Raw genomic sequence first — 14,371 nt, 5'->3', positions numbered from 1 at the left:
CATCAGGCGATGTGCCCCGTGCTCGCGTCGCCGGCACCCGTCGGCCGGCGGCTCCAGCGAATGCCCAGCAGCAGGAGCGCGACACTGGCTGCGAACAGGATCACCTCGATCAGCACCGTATCGACGTGCCAGTACCGCGTCAGCAGCACGGCGGCGAGGTCGAATACGAAATGGAGCGCGATCGCGTACGCCAGCCAGCGTTTCGTCCCGCGCACGAACGTCTGCAACACGATCAGCGACAGGCCGACATGCGCGGCCAGCGCGCTCGTGCGTTCGAGCAGCGCGAGAAACGGCGACGCCAGCGTCATGCCCGCGAACTGTGACCCGATCAGCGACTGCACGCCCTCGGGTACCACGACACCCGCGTGCGCGAGCAGATAGCCCGTGCCGAGCGCGAGAAACCCGACGCCGACCAGCATCATCGCCTCCAGCCCGCCGTGCCCGAGCCCGAGCATCACGGCCGCCGGCGCGTCATGCCGCTTCGGCAGCAGATAGCGGAACGCAACCCAGCGCCCGCATTCCTCGAAGAGCCCGGCCGTCAACGCCGCAAACACGAGCATCGGCAGGTGCCAGCGCGGGTCGTGCGCGAGCCAGCGGTACAGCGGAATCTGCCAGGACAGGCGCAATACCGGCTGGAACACGAAGAAGGTCAGCATCCCGTAGAAGAACACGCGCCACGGCACCTGCGTGCGGCGCCGCCACGCGGCCGCGAGCCACGCAGGCGCGAGCAGCGCGACGAGACCGGCCGCCAGCGTGACGAACACGAGCATCGGCGCAACGGAATGCATCGCGCGCCCGGCTACGCGAGTTGCTTGTGGAAATACGTCGTCGCGCAGAGCGTGCCGTCAGGCATCAGCGCGTAGTTCGGCACGACGCCGACGCGCTGCCAGCCGGCCCGCTCGTACAGCCGTTCGGCGTCGCCGCCCGTCACGGTATCGAGCACGAGCACGGTCTTGCCGGCGTCGCGCGCGGCCGTATCGGCCGCCGCCATCAGCCGTGCGGCGATGCCCTGCCGGCGCGCGTGCCGCGACACGAGCATCTTCGAGATGTCCGCGCGATGCGGCTGGTTCTCGGGCTGCGCGGTCACGACCTGCACGGTGCCGACGATCCGGCCGGCCGCGTCCTCGGCAACGAGCAGGATGCGCTCGCCGTTCGCGACGCCGTCGGCGACCTTCGTCCAGAACGCGACGGCAGTCGTCCGCTCGATCGGCAACATGAAGCTGACCGACGCGCCGCCCTCGACGCAATCGATCAGCACGTCGGCCAGCACATCGATACAGGTCTTCGCTTCGTCCGCGTCGACACGGCGGACGGTAACGGATTCGGTCATGCCATCTCCGGTAGTCAGTAGTCAGGTGGGCCGCACGCGCGGGTTCGGCGTGCGTCCGGATCGGAAGGAGCACCGGCCGATCGTCGCGGCTCGCGCAACGGCGGCGGGCTTGCGGCAACGCCGCACCCGGTCGGCGCGTGTTACCGCCCCATCATCCTACGCGATGAAAATTTCCGTTGCAGCGCCGTTCGGATGGCCGACGACGCCGCCGGCAGCCGCTACGAAGCGCGCGTGATGGATTCGGACGCCCCCACCCGCGAACGTCATGAAGCGCCCGGTTTTTTCGAGGGCTGAAACATCTGCATCACGCAACTCGGCGCCTTCGCGGCCGCGCTGCGCTGGGCGCGGCGGGTGCGCGGTCATTGCATGCCGCGTCGCGCGCGCCTAGGATTCCTGAAGGAAGCGTGACGACACGCCGGCCGCCGGCGCGCACCGTCGCGCGCTTCGCGGGAGGCAACATGTTGCACACGCACACGCATTCGACCCGGGTCAGCCGGCACCTGAACGCCCCGCGCGGCCGCGTCTACCGCGCACTGCTCGATCCGCACGCGGTCGAGCAATGGAAGGTGCCCGACGGCATGACGTGCCGCGTGCATGCGTACGACGCACGCGAAGGCGGCGCGCTGCGCGTGTCGCTGAGCTACGACGCGCCGTCGGCCGGCGCCGGCAAGACCACCGCGCGCACCGATACCTATCACGGCCGCTTCGTCACGCTCGTGCCGGACGAGCGGATCGTCGAGATCGACGTGTTCGAGACCGACGATCCGATGCTGCGCGGCGCGATGACGATCACGATCACGCTGTCCGACGAAGCGGGCGGCACGCGCGTGGAAGCCGTGCACGACGGTGTGCCGCCCGGTGTGCCGGCCACCGACAACGAAGCCGGCTGGCAAATGGCGCTGGCAAGGCTCGCGGCGCTGGTGGAGGCCACGTAGCGGCCGTCCGCGCCGGCGGCGGGCTAGCGATGCGGCAGCGCAAAACGCCGCCGCGTGCGACACTGGTCCGCACCCGCCCCATCCGGGCCCGTACGAGGAGACTCTCGCGATGAACGCCGCGCGCACCGCCACCTGGTATTTCGATTTCGTTTCCCCGTTCGCCTACCTGCAGCAGGAACAATTCAACCGGTTGCCGCCCGCCGCCGCGTTCGAGCCTCGGCCCATCGTGCTCGGCGCACTGCTCGCACACTGGGGCCAGAAAGCGCCGGCCGAGATCGCGGCGAAACGCGTCTTCACCTATCGCCACGCGCAATATCGCGCGGACAAGCTCGGCATCCCGTTCCGGATGCCGCCCGCGCACCCGTTCAATCCGATCAAGCCGCTGCGCCTCGCGATCGCGATGGGCAATTCGCCTGACGCGATCCGGCGGATCTTCCGGCATATCTGGCGAGACGGCCAGGATGTGTCGACGCCGGAAGGCTTCGCCGCGCTGTGCGAAGCCGTCGGCTTTCCGGAAGGCGTGACCGCCGTCGACGCCCAGTCGGTGAAGGACGCGCTGCGCTCGAACACCGACGATGCGATCGCGCACGGCGTATTCGGCGTGCCGACCTTCGAACTCGGCGGCGACCTGTTCTGGGGCGAGGATGCGACCGACATGTTCGCCGACTGCGCGACGTCGCGCGCGTGGCTCGATTCGCCCGAGGTGCGCCGCATCAGCGCGCTGCCCGAAGGCATCCGGCGCGGTTGAAGCGGCCGCGGCCGCCCGGCGCCGCTCGCGTCGGGTATGCGGGTAGGTCAGGTAGACGGGCAACGGCGCGGCCTGTCACTCGGGCGCGAGGTGCACGAGTTCGCCGCGCGCGAGGTGGTCGGCCAGCATCCATGACGAGCCGACGCACGCGCCCACCCCCCGCAGCGCAGCCGCGGGCGCCTTCGGCCTTGCAGGTGCGGCCGGGGCGCTGGACGCGCCGATTGCCGGACGCCTGGCCGACCATCATGGCCCCGAACGCGTCACGCGCATCGGCATCGGCATCGCGACGGTATGTTCGCGTCGATGGCCGCCGCGCCGTTGATGTCGCCGCATGCGCAGCTCGTGCTGCTCGCGGTCGCGACGATCGGCTTCGACCTGGGCGTGCAGGCCACGCTGATCGCGCACCAGGCGATCGTCACCGGATCGACCCGGCGTCGCGCAGCCGCCTCGATGCGGTGCTGTTCATCGGCATGTTCATCGGAATGGCGGCCGGCGCCGCGATCGGCAGTTTGTTGCTCGCGCAACTGGGCTGGAATGCGGTGACCGCGCTGGCCGTCGTCACCTCGCTGGCCGCGCTCGCCGTGCGGATCTGGCGCAACTGAATTTCCGCATCGCACACGCGTGGCGGGCAGGCCCACCGAGCTTGCCCGCCTTTTCTTTTATTTTCGATCAGCGCACGCATGCCGCTGCGCATGCCTGGCAGATTCGTGCGCATTCAGCATGAAAAACGTCCATTCCGCGTAAGATCCGCACCGGCTCGAACGAATGTCCAGTTCAACCCATTATTTTTCCGGCGGCCGTATGCATCGATGCGAAAACGCCGGACGATTCGATGCGCCCCGCCACGCGGCGCTCACCCATCCGGCCCCATCGCACGGCCCCGTTTTATCGGGGGATTCCCGGTATTTTTTCGCATTTTCTTCGAAATAACGGGTGACATACTTGCTCCCCGTTGCGCTCCGGTGCGAGCGCGCTTCCAGATCCTGCCGACCGCACGTCATGCCCTGCGGTCCACCGGGGTCGCACGACATGAACCATTTCGACACCACGATCCAGATCTTCGTCACCCGCATCACGTGCGGTCCGCTGATGCATCACGCGATCCGCTCGCGCTTCGCGCCGCAGGTGCTGGCGACGATCCGGCGCTTCCCCGCGCCGGCCTATACGCTCGCGTTCCTGCCGTGCTTCGAGCCGATCACGCAGTTCGACGCGTTGCCGACGCTTGCGCAGTCGGCCACCCACACGATGTAACGGGGAGACGCCACGATGCTGCCGCTGCTTACGTTCCGCCGTCGCCCCGGCACCCGCTGCCGGCCATGCGCGGCAACCGCGCGTCGCGCGACGGCCGCGCCGATCAGTCGCGATCAGGCGCACCCAGCGGAAAGAACGATCGAAACGGCCGCGCCTCGTCGACCGCGCGCGCGAACGACGGCCGCGCCAGCAGACGCTGGCGGTACGCAATCACGTTCGCGAACGACGGATCGATCCGGTGCGTCCAGTCAGCGTAGAACAGGAACGGCGCCGCGCCGCAGTCGGCGAGGCTGAAGCGGTCGCCGGCCGCCCATTCGCGATCGGCCATCTTCTTGTCCAGCCACGAATACGACGTCTCCAGCATCGCGCGTGCATCGGCAACCCCGCGCGCATCGCGCTCGGCTTCCGGACGCAACGCGTCGTGCACGACCTTCTGCTGCGGCGTCGACACGTAGTTGTCGAAGAAACGATCCATCACCCGCACCTCGAGCGCCGCATGCGGATCGTCGGGCAGCAGGCGCACAGGGCCCGGATGGTTCAGGCCGAGATACTCGATGATGATCGACGCCTCGATCACCGTGCGGCCGGCATCGACGAGCACCGGAAAGCGTTTCAGCGGCCACAGCGCGGCCAGTTCCTGCATCGGCTTCGGATCGTCGTGCGCGAGCACGCGATACTCGAACGGCGTGCCGTTCTCGTACAGCGCAGTCAGCACCTTCTGGCAGTAGGACGAAAAGGGGTGGGCGTACAGTGTCGGCATCATCGTGCGGTCTCTCAGGGGTTTCGGCGCCGCGAGATACGGCGCCACATGATCGGATACCTTCACGACGAACGGCACGCTGCCGTTTCGACAGCGATCCGGAATTTTTTTGTCGTGCGACTCGGGCCGTTACGACCGGCCGTCCATCACGACGCGCCCTTCGGCACGCCAGCGCAGCATCCCGCCGCCGAGATTAGCGACCGCGTCGAAGCCGGCCTTCCGCAGGATCACGGTCGCCTGTGCGGATCGCCCGCCGGCCCGGCACACGGTCACGACCGGCCGGTCGCGCGCAATCTCGCCGGCGCGCGCGGCCAGTTCGCCGAGCGGGATCAGCGTCGCACCGGGCAGATGGCCGAGCGGGCCTGTGAATTCATCCGGTTCGCGCACGTCGACGACCTGCACGGCCGGCAGATGATCCTCGAGCCATTGCGGATCGATTTCCCAGAATCCGGCGAACGTGTAGACGAGCGGCGCCCAGTCGGCTGTCGCCTGCGCATCGGGCGCGTGCGCGGCGACGCCGCACTGCAGGTTCGCCGGCACCGCGACGTCGATCTGGCGCGGATGCGCGAGCCCGAGGTTGCGCATGTAGCCCGCGAAATCGTCTTCGCTCAGATCGCCGCCGAGACGCGGATTGAAACGCCGCTCTTCCCCGACGCTCGTCACCGTGAGCCCGCGATAGTCGTGAGCCGGATACAGCAGGCACGCGGCCGGCAGCGTGAAGAGCCGGCCGTGCACCGCGCGATACAGCGCGCGCGGGTCGCCCTGCTGGAAGTCGGTGCGGCCCGTGCCGCGGATCAGCAGGCAATCGCCGGTAAACGCCATCGATTCGTCGTCGAGCACGAGGCTGATGCAGCCGCTCGTGTGGCCGGGCGTCGCGCGCACGGTCAGGTAGCGCGCGCCGAAGGTGCAGCGGTCGCCGTCGTTCAGGTAACGATCGGCGCCCTGCGCGCCGCTCGCGGCCGAGATCGCGATCGTGCTGCCCATGCGTTGCTTCAGCAGCCATGCGCCCGTCACATGATCCGCATGCACGTGCGTGTCGACGGTCGCGACGAGCCGCAGCCCGAGCTCGTCGAGCAGCGCCGCGTCGCGGCGCACCTGCTCGAACACGGGATCGATCAGCAGCGCTTCGCGCGACGCGCGGTCGGCGAGCAGGTACGTGTACGTCGACGATTGCGGGTCGAAGAGTTGCCGGAAGATCATCGCGAAGTCGCTCCGTCGCTGGTTGATGCTTGTTTGATGCGTGCTTCGTACGGACTTGATGCGCATTGCCCGGCCCGCGCCGCCGCTGTCGCTGTCGCGCGGGCCGCCCCGTCGTGGTTCTGCATGGCCGGCATCCGGCCCGCACGGCGCGTCAGCTCGGCTGCGTCACGTAGCGCAGGTACGGCTTGAGCGTCCGGAAGCCTTCCGGATACTTCTGCTTCGCAGCATCGTCCGACACCGACGTCGGAATGATGACATCGTCGCCGGGCTTCCAGTTCACCGGTGTCGCCACCGTATGCTTCGCGTTGAGCTGGAGCGCGTCGAGCAGGCGCAGTACCTCGTCGAAGTTGCGCCCCGCGCTCATCGGATAGACGAGCATCGCCTTGACCTTCTTGTCCGGCCCGATGACGAACACCGAGCGCACGGTCGCGTTGTCGACCGCCGTGCGCGGGCCGCCGCTCGCATGCGGATGAATCATGTCGTACAGTTTCGCGACCTTCAGTTCGTCGTCGCCGATCAGCGGATAGTTGACCGCATGCCCCTGCGTTTCAGCGATATCCGCCACCCACTTGCGATGATCACTGACCGGATCGATCGACAGCCCGATGATCTTCGTGTTGCGCTTGTCGAATTCCGGCTTGAGCCCGGCCATGTAGCCGAGTTCGGTCGTGCACACCGGCGTGAAATCCTTCGGATGGGAAAACAGGATGGCCCAGTGGTCGCCGATCCATTCATGAAAGCGGATCGTTCCCTCGGTGGTCTCCGCGGTGAAATCGGGCGCGTCCTCGCCTAGTCGAATCGACATGTTCGTCTCCATCAAGTGGGAATCGTCACGACGCCCGCGTCGCGGCTTGCGCGCGACGCGCGATCGTCCGCGCGCGAAGTGCCGGCATGGCACATGCCGGGTTCCGCGCGTTCCTATAGCGTAGGTCAAAATGCACGCGCCACCGGCGTGCGGCTTACCGTGGTCGATTCCGACGACGAATGCGGTGCAACCGGACGTTGCGCCGCACCCGGCCGCTTGTACGCACTGACTTACACGACCGGCGGCTCCCGCCTTGCGTTCACTGGAATTCCACCGACATGTCGATGACGATCGATCATCAAGGCTCGCTGCACCTCAAGAGCGCGGAGCCGTGCTGAGGCCCGGCCGGCGCGCTACCCGCCACCGCCGGTTCGACTTTATTTCCACACATAGGTCAATTTCTTGCCTACAGCTGCAGGACCGCGAAGGTTCGGAAACCAATGATGAAACGTTGGTTTTGCAGACACGGTAAAACGCCCATCGCCGACTAGCCAAACCTCATTCATCGGGTTAAACGCCCTGGTTGTGTCAATGAATCAAGCGGATCGGCCAGGCACGCGGGCAAAGCCGGGAAGAAGCACTGCTGTATCAAGCATTCGAAGATGGGGCACCATCGACTGCCATGCTAGCCGTACTGAGTTTGCGCACCCACGCCGTCGTCGCGATCTTCTCCGGCGGACGTAGCGTCGTCGCGATCCGCCGAATCACGGCGCAGCCCCGATGGGTTGTATTCAGAAACGCGCCCGGTGCTTCGATCTTCATCCCACGTCGACCAGATCTCACGCGGCCCAACGCTCGCCGACTTGCATCGTATTGCTGCGCCTCCAAAGTAAAAAAACGCGAGGCTTTCACCTAGCGGATTTCGTCTTCTATTGGTGCATCTGCCCCACGAGAAGGGACTGCACCTACGTGACATCAATGATCCAGCACATAATCAAAAAAGAATCGACAACAATTTCACTTAATTCACCACCCCCACGACGCCCGCAAAATTCAGCCCCGCATCACCACAAATCCAACATTTATTTAACCGGCAAATTCACCAAAATCAAATTTGCATTCTTGCAAATCCCCCTCGATCAACCTATTCTGAATTTCAAATTAACACCCCAGATAAAAATACACATTGAATAATCAAACATCCAAGACCATTCTCGCTTGATCAATTTTTCCCGCCATTGTTAACGGAAACGATCGCGCTAATAAATCACCCACTCGATCAAATCTCTTAAAGGGATGATTGCCGCCACCAGGAATCATCAGTCGAGCTCGCGCAATTATGTGTCGGATTGGGGGGTCAGGTTCACCACAGCGTGGTTGAGCCCGTATGCGGGATCCGCACAATCACACGAAAGGAAACCAAAATGAAGAAAACGCTCGCGTCGCTCGCTATCCTGGGGACGCTCACATCACCCTCATGGGCCGAAACAGCTCTCTCTCCCCCAACTTGCCAGAACCCGATCGGCTCGTGGCGCAATGAGCTGGGCTCAACCATGAAAATCGGCGCCGTTTCGGGAACGGGTGCCATTCAAGGCACGTATATTTCGCCTTCCGGAACAACAGGGCAGACTTTTGCGCTCTCCGGTTGGTACTATGCCGCGCCGCCTTCAAATAGCGGGCTTGATCAAGTTACGCTGCTTACTTTTTCCGTAAACTGGAACAATAGCTCAGCCAGCTACAACAGCATTACGACGTGGTCAGGACTTTGTCGAGTGACGAACGGCACGCCGACTATCACTGCGCTCTACTACTACGCAAACGCTTTCGCCCAGTTTTCGTGGAAGCACACCAATGTAGGGCAAGATGTTTTCACACCGAGCGGCTCACAGTAAGGAGGCCGCATTCCCTATTCCCGAACCCACCTCACGTGTCAGTGTCAGGACTTGAAACGAAAGCGCCCCGCTGCCGAAGAATCGGCGCGGGGGCGCGGGTTGAGCCGCTCACAAAAGAGCCCTGAGAACTTTCGCGCTCAGGGCTTCGGCATTCATTTCGTCAGGGCGAACGCCCGCCCAACAGATCCCGACAAATCCCGACAGACAGTTGTCGTTGTTGGTCGCGGCGCTCCCGCGATTCAGTACGCCTGTCGTGCGATTGTTGCGACACGAGTGTGCGGTCGCTCACGTATCCAGTGACGCGGTAAAGGATGCGCGGAATCTACGCGATCCGCTCTTGAAATGGACTCCGTTTCATCCCCGCAATCGCCGACACAATGTGTCGTACACCGATCCATCTACCGTATCCAACAGCGCGAGCATGTCGTGAAAGCGCCACGACCGGTTCAGCCGATACTCGTCGAGCGATACGCCGAGCGCGTGCGCGCCGACCAGCGTCATCGACCTGCCGCTCGCCGGAACCGGAACAGTCGGAACAGTCGGGACAAATGTGCCGCCCCTTCCTATCCGAAGCCGGCGGCGCAGCGATTCACCCCAACCCGCCGCAGTCGTCGCTTAGTTCGCATTCCAGAAAGACCAACGACCCGTTACGCCCGTCGAAGAACGGGATACGTTTCCGATACACACACCTTTCCGCTGCCCCCACATACATCGCACACGTGCGTTGACATCGTGACGGGACGCACGCGACGCCCGACGCCCGCCCCCCGCACTCGACGCACTGGTCGTTCACCCACTCATCCGGCAACCGGAGCGCAAACCGCTCGACGATGTCGATGGGTGTGGCGAATTCGGCCTGAAATTCTGAAATCGAAATCGTCCGGTTACAATGCCGATCGACCGGCGCGGACGGAAGGAAAGACGCGTTACCAAGGTCCATCCGAAAGCGCGGCGGCGTCTATTACCTCGATCTTCGTACGCCAGGCGGAGAAAGAATCCGCCGCTCTTGTGGGACTGCCGACCGGAAGGAAGCGGACGAGTATCACGACAAGCTGAAAGCGGAACGGTGACGCGTGCATAAGCTCGGGGAGCGGCGACGCTACGTCTGCGAAGAGGCCGTGGTGAGATACCTCAACGAGCACGCAACGAAGCGAAATGACGTCAACTTCGTGGGCCACCCAAGACACTTCGGCACGTATTTTCATGGGCGCCGCATCGACTCCCGGACGTCGGCCGAGATCATGGAAGCGCTTCCGGAAAAGTGTGGTCGCTGGCGTCCGGATAAGGCTGCCTCGGTAGCAACGCGAAACCGGTATCTTGCAACGATTCGCGGCATGCTCAACGCTGCCGCAAGGTGGGAGTGGATCGATCGAGCACCGATACTGAAGTGCACCAAAGCGTCCAGCAAGCGGATGCGCTGGATCACGAAAGAGGAGGCGCCGTGGCTACTTCGCGAACTCAATCGCGACTGGATGCGTGATGTTGCAGCCTTCGGGTTTGCGACCGGGCTTAGACAAGCCAACACTCTCGGCCTCGAATGGTCGCAACTCGATCTGGTGACTCGTCGCGCATGGATTCATCCAGATCAGGCGAAGGCGGGTAAGTCGATCGGCGTTCCACTGCACTGAACAGCGAGGCGATCGGACTCATCCGCAAGTGGATCGGCAAGCATCACCGGTTTGTGTTCGTCCGACACGGCAAGCGGATCACGTCGTGGGATCGAGAACAATGGCTCGCCGCATGTGCGCGGGCCAACGTCGAGAATTTTCGATTCCACGGTGTGCGGCACACTTGGGCTAGCTGGCGCGCTCAGCATGGCCCACCGCTCGAGCGACTGAAGGAACCGGGTGGAGGGTCGAGTGACGACATGGTTCTCCGGTATGCGCATCTCACGCCAGACCATCTGGCACAACATGTCGAATCGGTCACGGTTCGATCCCAAGGTGGGACCGATTGGCATGTCACACTTGATCACCCAGCGTCATGATCGGCCGCAACGTCATAACCAACAAGGCTTCATCGTTTTGAGTATCACAATCTGTCTCGGGCTATCTGATCCATGTCTCTGACGATCGATTCGAAGCAGGCCGCCGCGCTGCTGGCCGTCGCCGACACGGGCAGCTTCGAGCAGGCGGCCGTACGGCTGCACGTGACCGCATCCGCCGTCACGCAGCGGGTCCGCGCGCTGGAGGCCAGCCTCGGCACGCCGCTCGTGCTGCGCACGCGGCCGTGCCGCCCGACGGTGGCCGGCCAGCGCGTGCTGCAGCACCTGCGCCGTGTCGCGCTGCTGCAGGCCGACCTGCAAAGCACGCTCGCGACCGAGCGCGAATTGCCGATCTCCGTCACGATCGCGCTCAATTCCGACAGCCTCGGCACGTGGTTTCTGCCGGCGCTGACGTCGGTGCTCGCGGGCGAGCGCATCCTGTTCGAGTTGATCGTCGAGGATCAGGACCACACGTTCGCGCTGCTCGAAAGCGGGATGGCGGTCGGCTGCGTGACGACCGAGCCGAAGCCGATGCGCGGCTGCCTCGCGACGCCGCTCGGCACGATGCGCTACAGGCTGCTCGCGGCCGCCGCGTTCGCGGTGCGCTGGTTTCCGCGCGGGCTGAACCGCACGAGCGCGCGCAAGGCGCCCGTCGTCGCGTATTCGCGGCGCGACACGCTGCAGTCGTCGTTCCTGAAGGAGAAGTTCGGGTTGCCCGAGGGCGCGTACCCGTGCCACTACGTGCCGGGCACCCATTCGCACTTCGCGGCGGTGCGCCACGGGCTCGGCTACGCGATGGTGCCGGAGCCGCTGATCGGCAGCGCGCCGCTCGACGCGCAGGGGCTCGTCGATCTCGCGCCCGCGCATCCGACCGACGTCACGCTCTACTGGCACGCGTGGACCGTGCAGTCGCCGACGATGGCGTCATTGTCCGAGCGGGTCGTCGAAGCGGCGCGCCGGCTGCTCGCGCCGCTGCCGTGACGCGCGTTTGAGCGGCGCGGTACGCCTGACGGCGAGAATCCCCGCCGCGCCGCCTATACTTTTTTCATCGGCCTCGCGCGCGCGCCGCGCGGCCGATCACGCACACCCGGCCATTCCCTTTCCCGCAAGGAGAACATCATGTCTCGCCGCTACATCGATTGCCGCGAGTTTCCCAGCGCGATGCATTGCTCGGTCGCGATTTCCGCCGACTCCGACGACGAACTCCTGGAGGCCGCCGTGCAACACGCGGTGCTGGTGCACCAGCACGCCGACAGCGCCGAACTGCGCACGCAACTGCAAGCGCTGTTCCACGACGGCACACCGCCCGCCGACGCACCTCGCAAAGCGTAATCCGCCGGCTCGCCCGATATCGACAGACGGATTGCCCCGTCGCCTCTCCGCCTCCTGCTTTGCGCCACATCGGGCCGGCGCCCCCGCCGGCCGGCGCATTCCACCTTACGCGCGGCGCTGCGCGAAATACGTCCCGACCGCGTCGATAAACGTATCGATATCGGCGCGCGACACGTCGCAGTGCGTGACGAAGCGCGACGCGTACAGCATCTGCGTGAGGATCCCGCGCGCCTTGAGCCACGCCTCGAGCGGCGCGCAATCGGCTTCGGGGAATTGCGCGAACACCATGTTCGTCGCGTGCGACAGCACCTTCACAGAGTCGATGCGTGCGAGGCCCTCAGCGAGATGCGCGGCATTCGCGTGATCGTCCGCGAGCCGCTCGACGTTGTGGTCGAGCGCATACAGGCAGGCCGCCGCGAGAATGCCCGACTGGCGCATCGCGCCGCCGAGCACCTTGCGCCAGCGCTGCGCACGCTCGATCAGCACACGGTTGCCGACCAGCACCGAGCCGACGGGTGCGCCGAGCCCTTTCGAGAAGCAGATCGACACGCTGTCGAACGGCGCGCACAGCTCGGCGATCGAACGGCCCGACGCGACGGCCGCGTTGCACACGCGCGCGCCGTCGAGGTGGAGGGACAGCCCGCGGCTGCGCGCGAACGCGGTAGCTTCCTGCACATAGCCTTCCGGCAAGACCTGGCCGCCGATCGTGTTTTCGAGCGCGAGCAGGCGCGTGCGGGCGAAGTGATTGTCGATCGGCTTGATCGCCGCGGCGATCTTCGCGAGCGGCAGCGTGCCGTCCGGCGCGTTCTCGATCGGCTGCGGCTGGATGCTGCCCAGCACGGCCGCGCCGCCGCCTTCGTACTTGTAGGTGTGCGCGAGCTGGCCGACGATGTACTCGTCGCCACGCTCGCAATGGGCCATCAGTGCAGCCAGGTTGCTCTGCGTGCCGCTCGGGAAGAACAGGCCGGCTTCCTTGCCGGCCCGCTCCGCCATCACCGCCTGCAGGCGCAGCACGGTCGGGTCGTCACCCCATACGTCGTCGCCGGTTTCGGCGGCAGTCATCGCGGCCAGCATTGCCTGGCTCGGACGTGTCACGGTATCGCTGCGTAAATCGATCATCGCTGAGTCCTGGGTAAACGCGGACCGGAACCGATGCGTCCGGCCCTGCCGAAACGAGACTCAGAGTGTACGCAATTCATGCGGCGCGGTGTACCGACGGTCGATGCGCGCACGGCGCACTGGGCGCACCTGCGCGCCATGCCGCACGACACCGCCCCGCCCACCGTCAGTAGCGCGGCGGCGGCGGCTGAACGCCCGCCGGCGGCATCGGCGGCGCCGCGCGCGGTGCGCCGTCATATCCGCCACCGCCGCTCATCCCGCCCGGCACCGGCACGCGGTTGCCGGTCGCGTACATGCATTGCAGGTAGCCGTAGTCGTAGCGGCGCTGAATGTCGTAGGCCGAGCCTTGCGCCGCACCGGCGCCGACCACGCTGCCCGCGAGCAGCCCCGCGCCCGCGCCGACGGCCGCACCCGTGCCGCCGTTGAACGCCGCGCCTGCCGCCGCACCCAGTGCCGTGCCGACCGCCGCGCTGCCGACCGCGCTCGCGGTCGACGCCTGGCTCGCGCTCACGCCGCCCGATTGCTGGAACGCGTATTGACGGCAGTTCGCATCGTCGGCGCGGAACTGGTCGAACGACTTGCCGGTGCCGGGCAGCGCCATCACGCTCGGCCCGGTCGGGATGTACGCGCACGCGCCGAGCAGGCCGGCCAGCGCCAGCGCGGCCGGCACGCGCAAAGGTCGAAATACGGATTTCATCGTCGCGTCTCCGTCATTGCGGCCGCGCCGGCACCGATCGCCAGCCCGACTTGCAGGTCTTCACATACGGGTAGTAATGCTTCGACGCGTCGCAGTAGTACCAGACGTTCGCGTCGCCATCGTCCTGCGGCTGCCCCTTCTCGACGTACTCGGGCGGCGGCCCCGGATCGACGGGCACCGCGACGACGGGCGGCGGGTAGTAGTAAGGCGCAGGGACGACGGGGTAGTAATACGGGTAGCCGGGGCCGATATAGACCCCGACCCGGGCGGCATGCGCCACGCCGCCCGTCGCGATCGCCACTGCGGCCACCGCACCCAGTGCGAGCTTCAATCCATTCACGTCACGTTCTCCGGCTGGCGGTTCGTCGATGCGAACCC

General features: G+C 65.7%; 15 protein-coding genes and 5 pseudogenes. 10 read left to right on the top strand and 10 right to left on the bottom strand.

Annotated elements, in window-relative coordinates:
* Positions 1 to 2: 2 nt before the first annotated feature.
* On the bottom strand, positions 3 to 788 hold the full coding sequence (locus ACPTTC_RS19375) for a YhfC family intramembrane metalloprotease (protein ID WP_423393519.1): 786 nt from the start codon (positions 786 to 788) through the stop codon (positions 3 to 5).
* Positions 789 to 799: 11 nt separating this feature from the next.
* Complete coding sequence (locus tag ACPTTC_RS19370; RefSeq protein WP_423393518.1) at positions 800 to 1,330, bottom strand: GNAT family N-acetyltransferase; 531 nt, start codon at positions 1,328 to 1,330, stop codon at positions 800 to 802.
* A gap of 186 nt (positions 1,331 to 1,516) precedes the next feature.
* Between ACPTTC_RS19370 and ACPTTC_RS19365 the strand changes: the two are divergent.
* The 3 genes and pseudogenes from ACPTTC_RS19365 to ACPTTC_RS19355 all read left to right on the top strand — a co-directional run.
* Positions 1,517 to 1,624: pseudogene (locus ACPTTC_RS19365) on the top strand (polyketide cyclase); the annotation flags it as partial.
* A gap of 164 nt (positions 1,625 to 1,788) precedes the next feature.
* Entirely contained in the window at positions 1,789 to 2,265 is a 477-nt protein-coding gene (locus tag ACPTTC_RS19360; protein WP_423393517.1) for an SRPBCC family protein, read from the top strand.
* Between the two features lie 109 nt (positions 2,266 to 2,374).
* The gene (locus ACPTTC_RS19355) at positions 2,375 to 3,013 is read left to right on the top strand and encodes a 2-hydroxychromene-2-carboxylate isomerase (protein WP_423393516.1); all 639 of its coding nucleotides are present in this window, start codon (positions 2,375 to 2,377) and stop codon (positions 3,011 to 3,013) included.
* 78 nt (positions 3,014 to 3,091) lie between these two features.
* Here the strand turns inward: ACPTTC_RS19355 and ACPTTC_RS19350 are convergent.
* Positions 3,092 to 3,187 (bottom strand): annotated as a pseudogene (locus ACPTTC_RS19350) (LysR family transcriptional regulator); the annotation flags it as partial.
* On the opposite strand from ACPTTC_RS19350, the pseudogene ACPTTC_RS19345 reads away from it, so the two are divergent.
* Positions 3,174 to 3,615, top strand: a pseudogene (locus ACPTTC_RS19345) (MFS transporter); the annotation flags it as partial. The pseudogenes ACPTTC_RS19350 and ACPTTC_RS19345 overlap by 14 nt on opposite strands.
* Before the next feature lie 484 nt (positions 3,616 to 4,099).
* A pseudogene (locus ACPTTC_RS19340) lies at positions 4,100 to 4,264 on the top strand (phosphoesterase); the annotation flags it as partial.
* Between the two features lie 103 nt (positions 4,265 to 4,367).
* Here ACPTTC_RS19340 and ACPTTC_RS19335 read toward each other — a convergent pair.
* The 3 genes from ACPTTC_RS19335 to ACPTTC_RS19325 all read right to left on the bottom strand — a co-directional run bounded on the left by ACPTTC_RS19335 (position 4,368) and on the right by ACPTTC_RS19325 (position 7,029).
* Positions 4,368 to 5,027, bottom strand: a complete 660-nt coding sequence (locus ACPTTC_RS19335) for a glutathione S-transferase family protein (protein ID WP_423395681.1) — start codon at positions 5,025 to 5,027, stop codon at positions 4,368 to 4,370.
* Between the two features lie 126 nt (positions 5,028 to 5,153).
* Positions 5,154 to 6,224, bottom strand: coding sequence for a rhodanese-like domain-containing protein (locus tag ACPTTC_RS19330; RefSeq protein WP_423393515.1), 1,071 nt, complete (start codon positions 6,222 to 6,224; stop codon positions 5,154 to 5,156).
* A 151-nt stretch (positions 6,225 to 6,375) separates the two neighbouring features.
* Entirely contained in the window at positions 6,376 to 7,029 is a 654-nt protein-coding gene (locus ACPTTC_RS19325; protein WP_423393514.1) for a peroxiredoxin, read from the bottom strand.
* A gap of 1,364 nt (positions 7,030 to 8,393) precedes the next feature.
* Here ACPTTC_RS19325 and ACPTTC_RS19320 point away from each other — a divergent pair.
* Entirely contained in the window at positions 8,394 to 8,861 is a 468-nt protein-coding gene (locus ACPTTC_RS19320) for an avidin/streptavidin family protein (RefSeq protein WP_175952634.1), read from the top strand.
* Between the two features lie 354 nt (positions 8,862 to 9,215).
* Here ACPTTC_RS19320 and ACPTTC_RS19315 read toward each other — a convergent pair.
* A pseudogene (locus tag ACPTTC_RS19315) lies at positions 9,216 to 9,699 on the bottom strand (hypothetical protein); the annotation flags it as partial.
* A gap of 235 nt (positions 9,700 to 9,934) precedes the next feature.
* Here ACPTTC_RS19315 and ACPTTC_RS19310 point away from each other — a divergent pair.
* From ACPTTC_RS19310 to ACPTTC_RS19295, 4 genes are all read left to right on the top strand, one after another.
* Complete coding sequence (locus ACPTTC_RS19310; protein WP_423393513.1) at positions 9,935 to 10,489, top strand: tyrosine-type recombinase/integrase; 555 nt, start codon at positions 9,935 to 9,937, stop codon at positions 10,487 to 10,489.
* Positions 10,490 to 10,542: 53 nt separating this feature from the next.
* Positions 10,543 to 10,848 carry a tyrosine-type recombinase/integrase gene (locus ACPTTC_RS19305; RefSeq protein ID WP_423393512.1) on the top strand — a complete coding sequence of 102 codons (306 nt, stop codon included), beginning with the start codon at positions 10,543 to 10,545 and terminating at the stop codon, positions 10,846 to 10,848.
* Positions 10,849 to 10,920: 72 nt separating this feature from the next.
* Positions 10,921 to 11,826 carry an HTH-type transcriptional regulator ArgP gene (locus ACPTTC_RS19300; RefSeq protein WP_226197388.1) on the top strand — a complete coding sequence of 302 codons (906 nt, stop codon included), beginning with the start codon at positions 10,921 to 10,923 and terminating at the stop codon, positions 11,824 to 11,826.
* A gap of 138 nt (positions 11,827 to 11,964) precedes the next feature.
* Positions 11,965 to 12,177, top strand: coding sequence for a DUF1059 domain-containing protein (locus tag ACPTTC_RS19295; RefSeq protein ID WP_423393511.1), 213 nt, complete (start codon positions 11,965 to 11,967; stop codon positions 12,175 to 12,177).
* A gap of 105 nt (positions 12,178 to 12,282) precedes the next feature.
* Here the strand turns inward: ACPTTC_RS19295 and ltaE are convergent, their stop codons facing one another.
* From ltaE to ACPTTC_RS19280, 3 genes are all read right to left on the bottom strand, one after another.
* Entirely contained in the window at positions 12,283 to 13,296 is a 1,014-nt protein-coding gene (gene ltaE, locus ACPTTC_RS19290; RefSeq protein WP_423393510.1) for a low-specificity L-threonine aldolase, read from the bottom strand.
* 166 nt (positions 13,297 to 13,462) lie between these two features.
* The gene (locus ACPTTC_RS19285) at positions 13,463 to 13,993 is read right to left on the bottom strand and encodes a hypothetical protein (protein ID WP_423393509.1); all 531 of its coding nucleotides are present in this window, start codon (positions 13,991 to 13,993) and stop codon (positions 13,463 to 13,465) included.
* Between the two features lie 13 nt (positions 13,994 to 14,006).
* The gene (locus ACPTTC_RS19280; RefSeq protein ID WP_174952206.1) at positions 14,007 to 14,333 is read right to left on the bottom strand and encodes a hypothetical protein; all 327 of its coding nucleotides are present in this window, start codon (positions 14,331 to 14,333) and stop codon (positions 14,007 to 14,009) included.
* Positions 14,334 to 14,371 lie beyond the last annotated feature (38 nt).

The organism is Burkholderia mycopellens (assembly GCF_964265025.1).
Classification (GTDB): Bacteria; Pseudomonadota; Gammaproteobacteria; order Burkholderiales; family Burkholderiaceae; genus Burkholderia.
Note: the sequence above shows the minus strand (reverse complement) of the source record. Positions and strands in the feature narration are given on the sequence as shown.

What these genes read in the sequence shown, in the direction of transcription:
- ACPTTC_RS19355 (WP_423393516.1), top strand. Translation starts at nt 2,375, where the DNA reads ATGAACGCCGCGCGCACCGCCACCTGGTATTTCGATTTCGTTTCCCCG.
- ACPTTC_RS19285 (WP_423393509.1), bottom strand. Translation starts at nt 13,993, where the DNA reads ATGAAATCCGTATTTCGACCTTTGCGCGTGCCGGCCGCGCTGGCGCTG.
- ACPTTC_RS19295 (WP_423393511.1), top strand. Translation starts at nt 11,965, where the DNA reads ATGTCTCGCCGCTACATCGATTGCCGCGAGTTTCCCAGCGCGATGCAT.
- ACPTTC_RS19375 (WP_423393519.1), bottom strand. Translation starts at nt 788, where the DNA reads ATGCATTCCGTTGCGCCGATGCTCGTGTTCGTCACGCTGGCGGCCGGT.
- ACPTTC_RS19300 (WP_226197388.1), top strand. Translation starts at nt 10,921, where the DNA reads ATGTCTCTGACGATCGATTCGAAGCAGGCCGCCGCGCTGCTGGCCGTC.
- ltaE (WP_423393510.1), bottom strand. Translation starts at nt 13,296, where the DNA reads ATGATCGATTTACGCAGCGATACCGTGACACGTCCGAGCCAGGCAATG.
- ACPTTC_RS19370 (WP_423393518.1), bottom strand. Translation starts at nt 1,330, where the DNA reads ATGACCGAATCCGTTACCGTCCGCCGTGTCGACGCGGACGAAGCGAAG.
- ACPTTC_RS19325 (WP_423393514.1), bottom strand. Translation starts at nt 7,029, where the DNA reads ATGTCGATTCGACTAGGCGAGGACGCGCCCGATTTCACCGCGGAGACC.
- ACPTTC_RS19320 (WP_175952634.1), top strand. Translation starts at nt 8,394, where the DNA reads ATGAAGAAAACGCTCGCGTCGCTCGCTATCCTGGGGACGCTCACATCA.
- ACPTTC_RS19330 (WP_423393515.1), bottom strand. Translation starts at nt 6,224, where the DNA reads ATGATCTTCCGGCAACTCTTCGACCCGCAATCGTCGACGTACACGTAC.
- ACPTTC_RS19335 (WP_423395681.1), bottom strand. Translation starts at nt 5,027, where the DNA reads ATGATGCCGACACTGTACGCCCACCCCTTTTCGTCCTACTGCCAGAAG.
- ACPTTC_RS19360 (WP_423393517.1), top strand. Translation starts at nt 1,789, where the DNA reads ATGTTGCACACGCACACGCATTCGACCCGGGTCAGCCGGCACCTGAAC.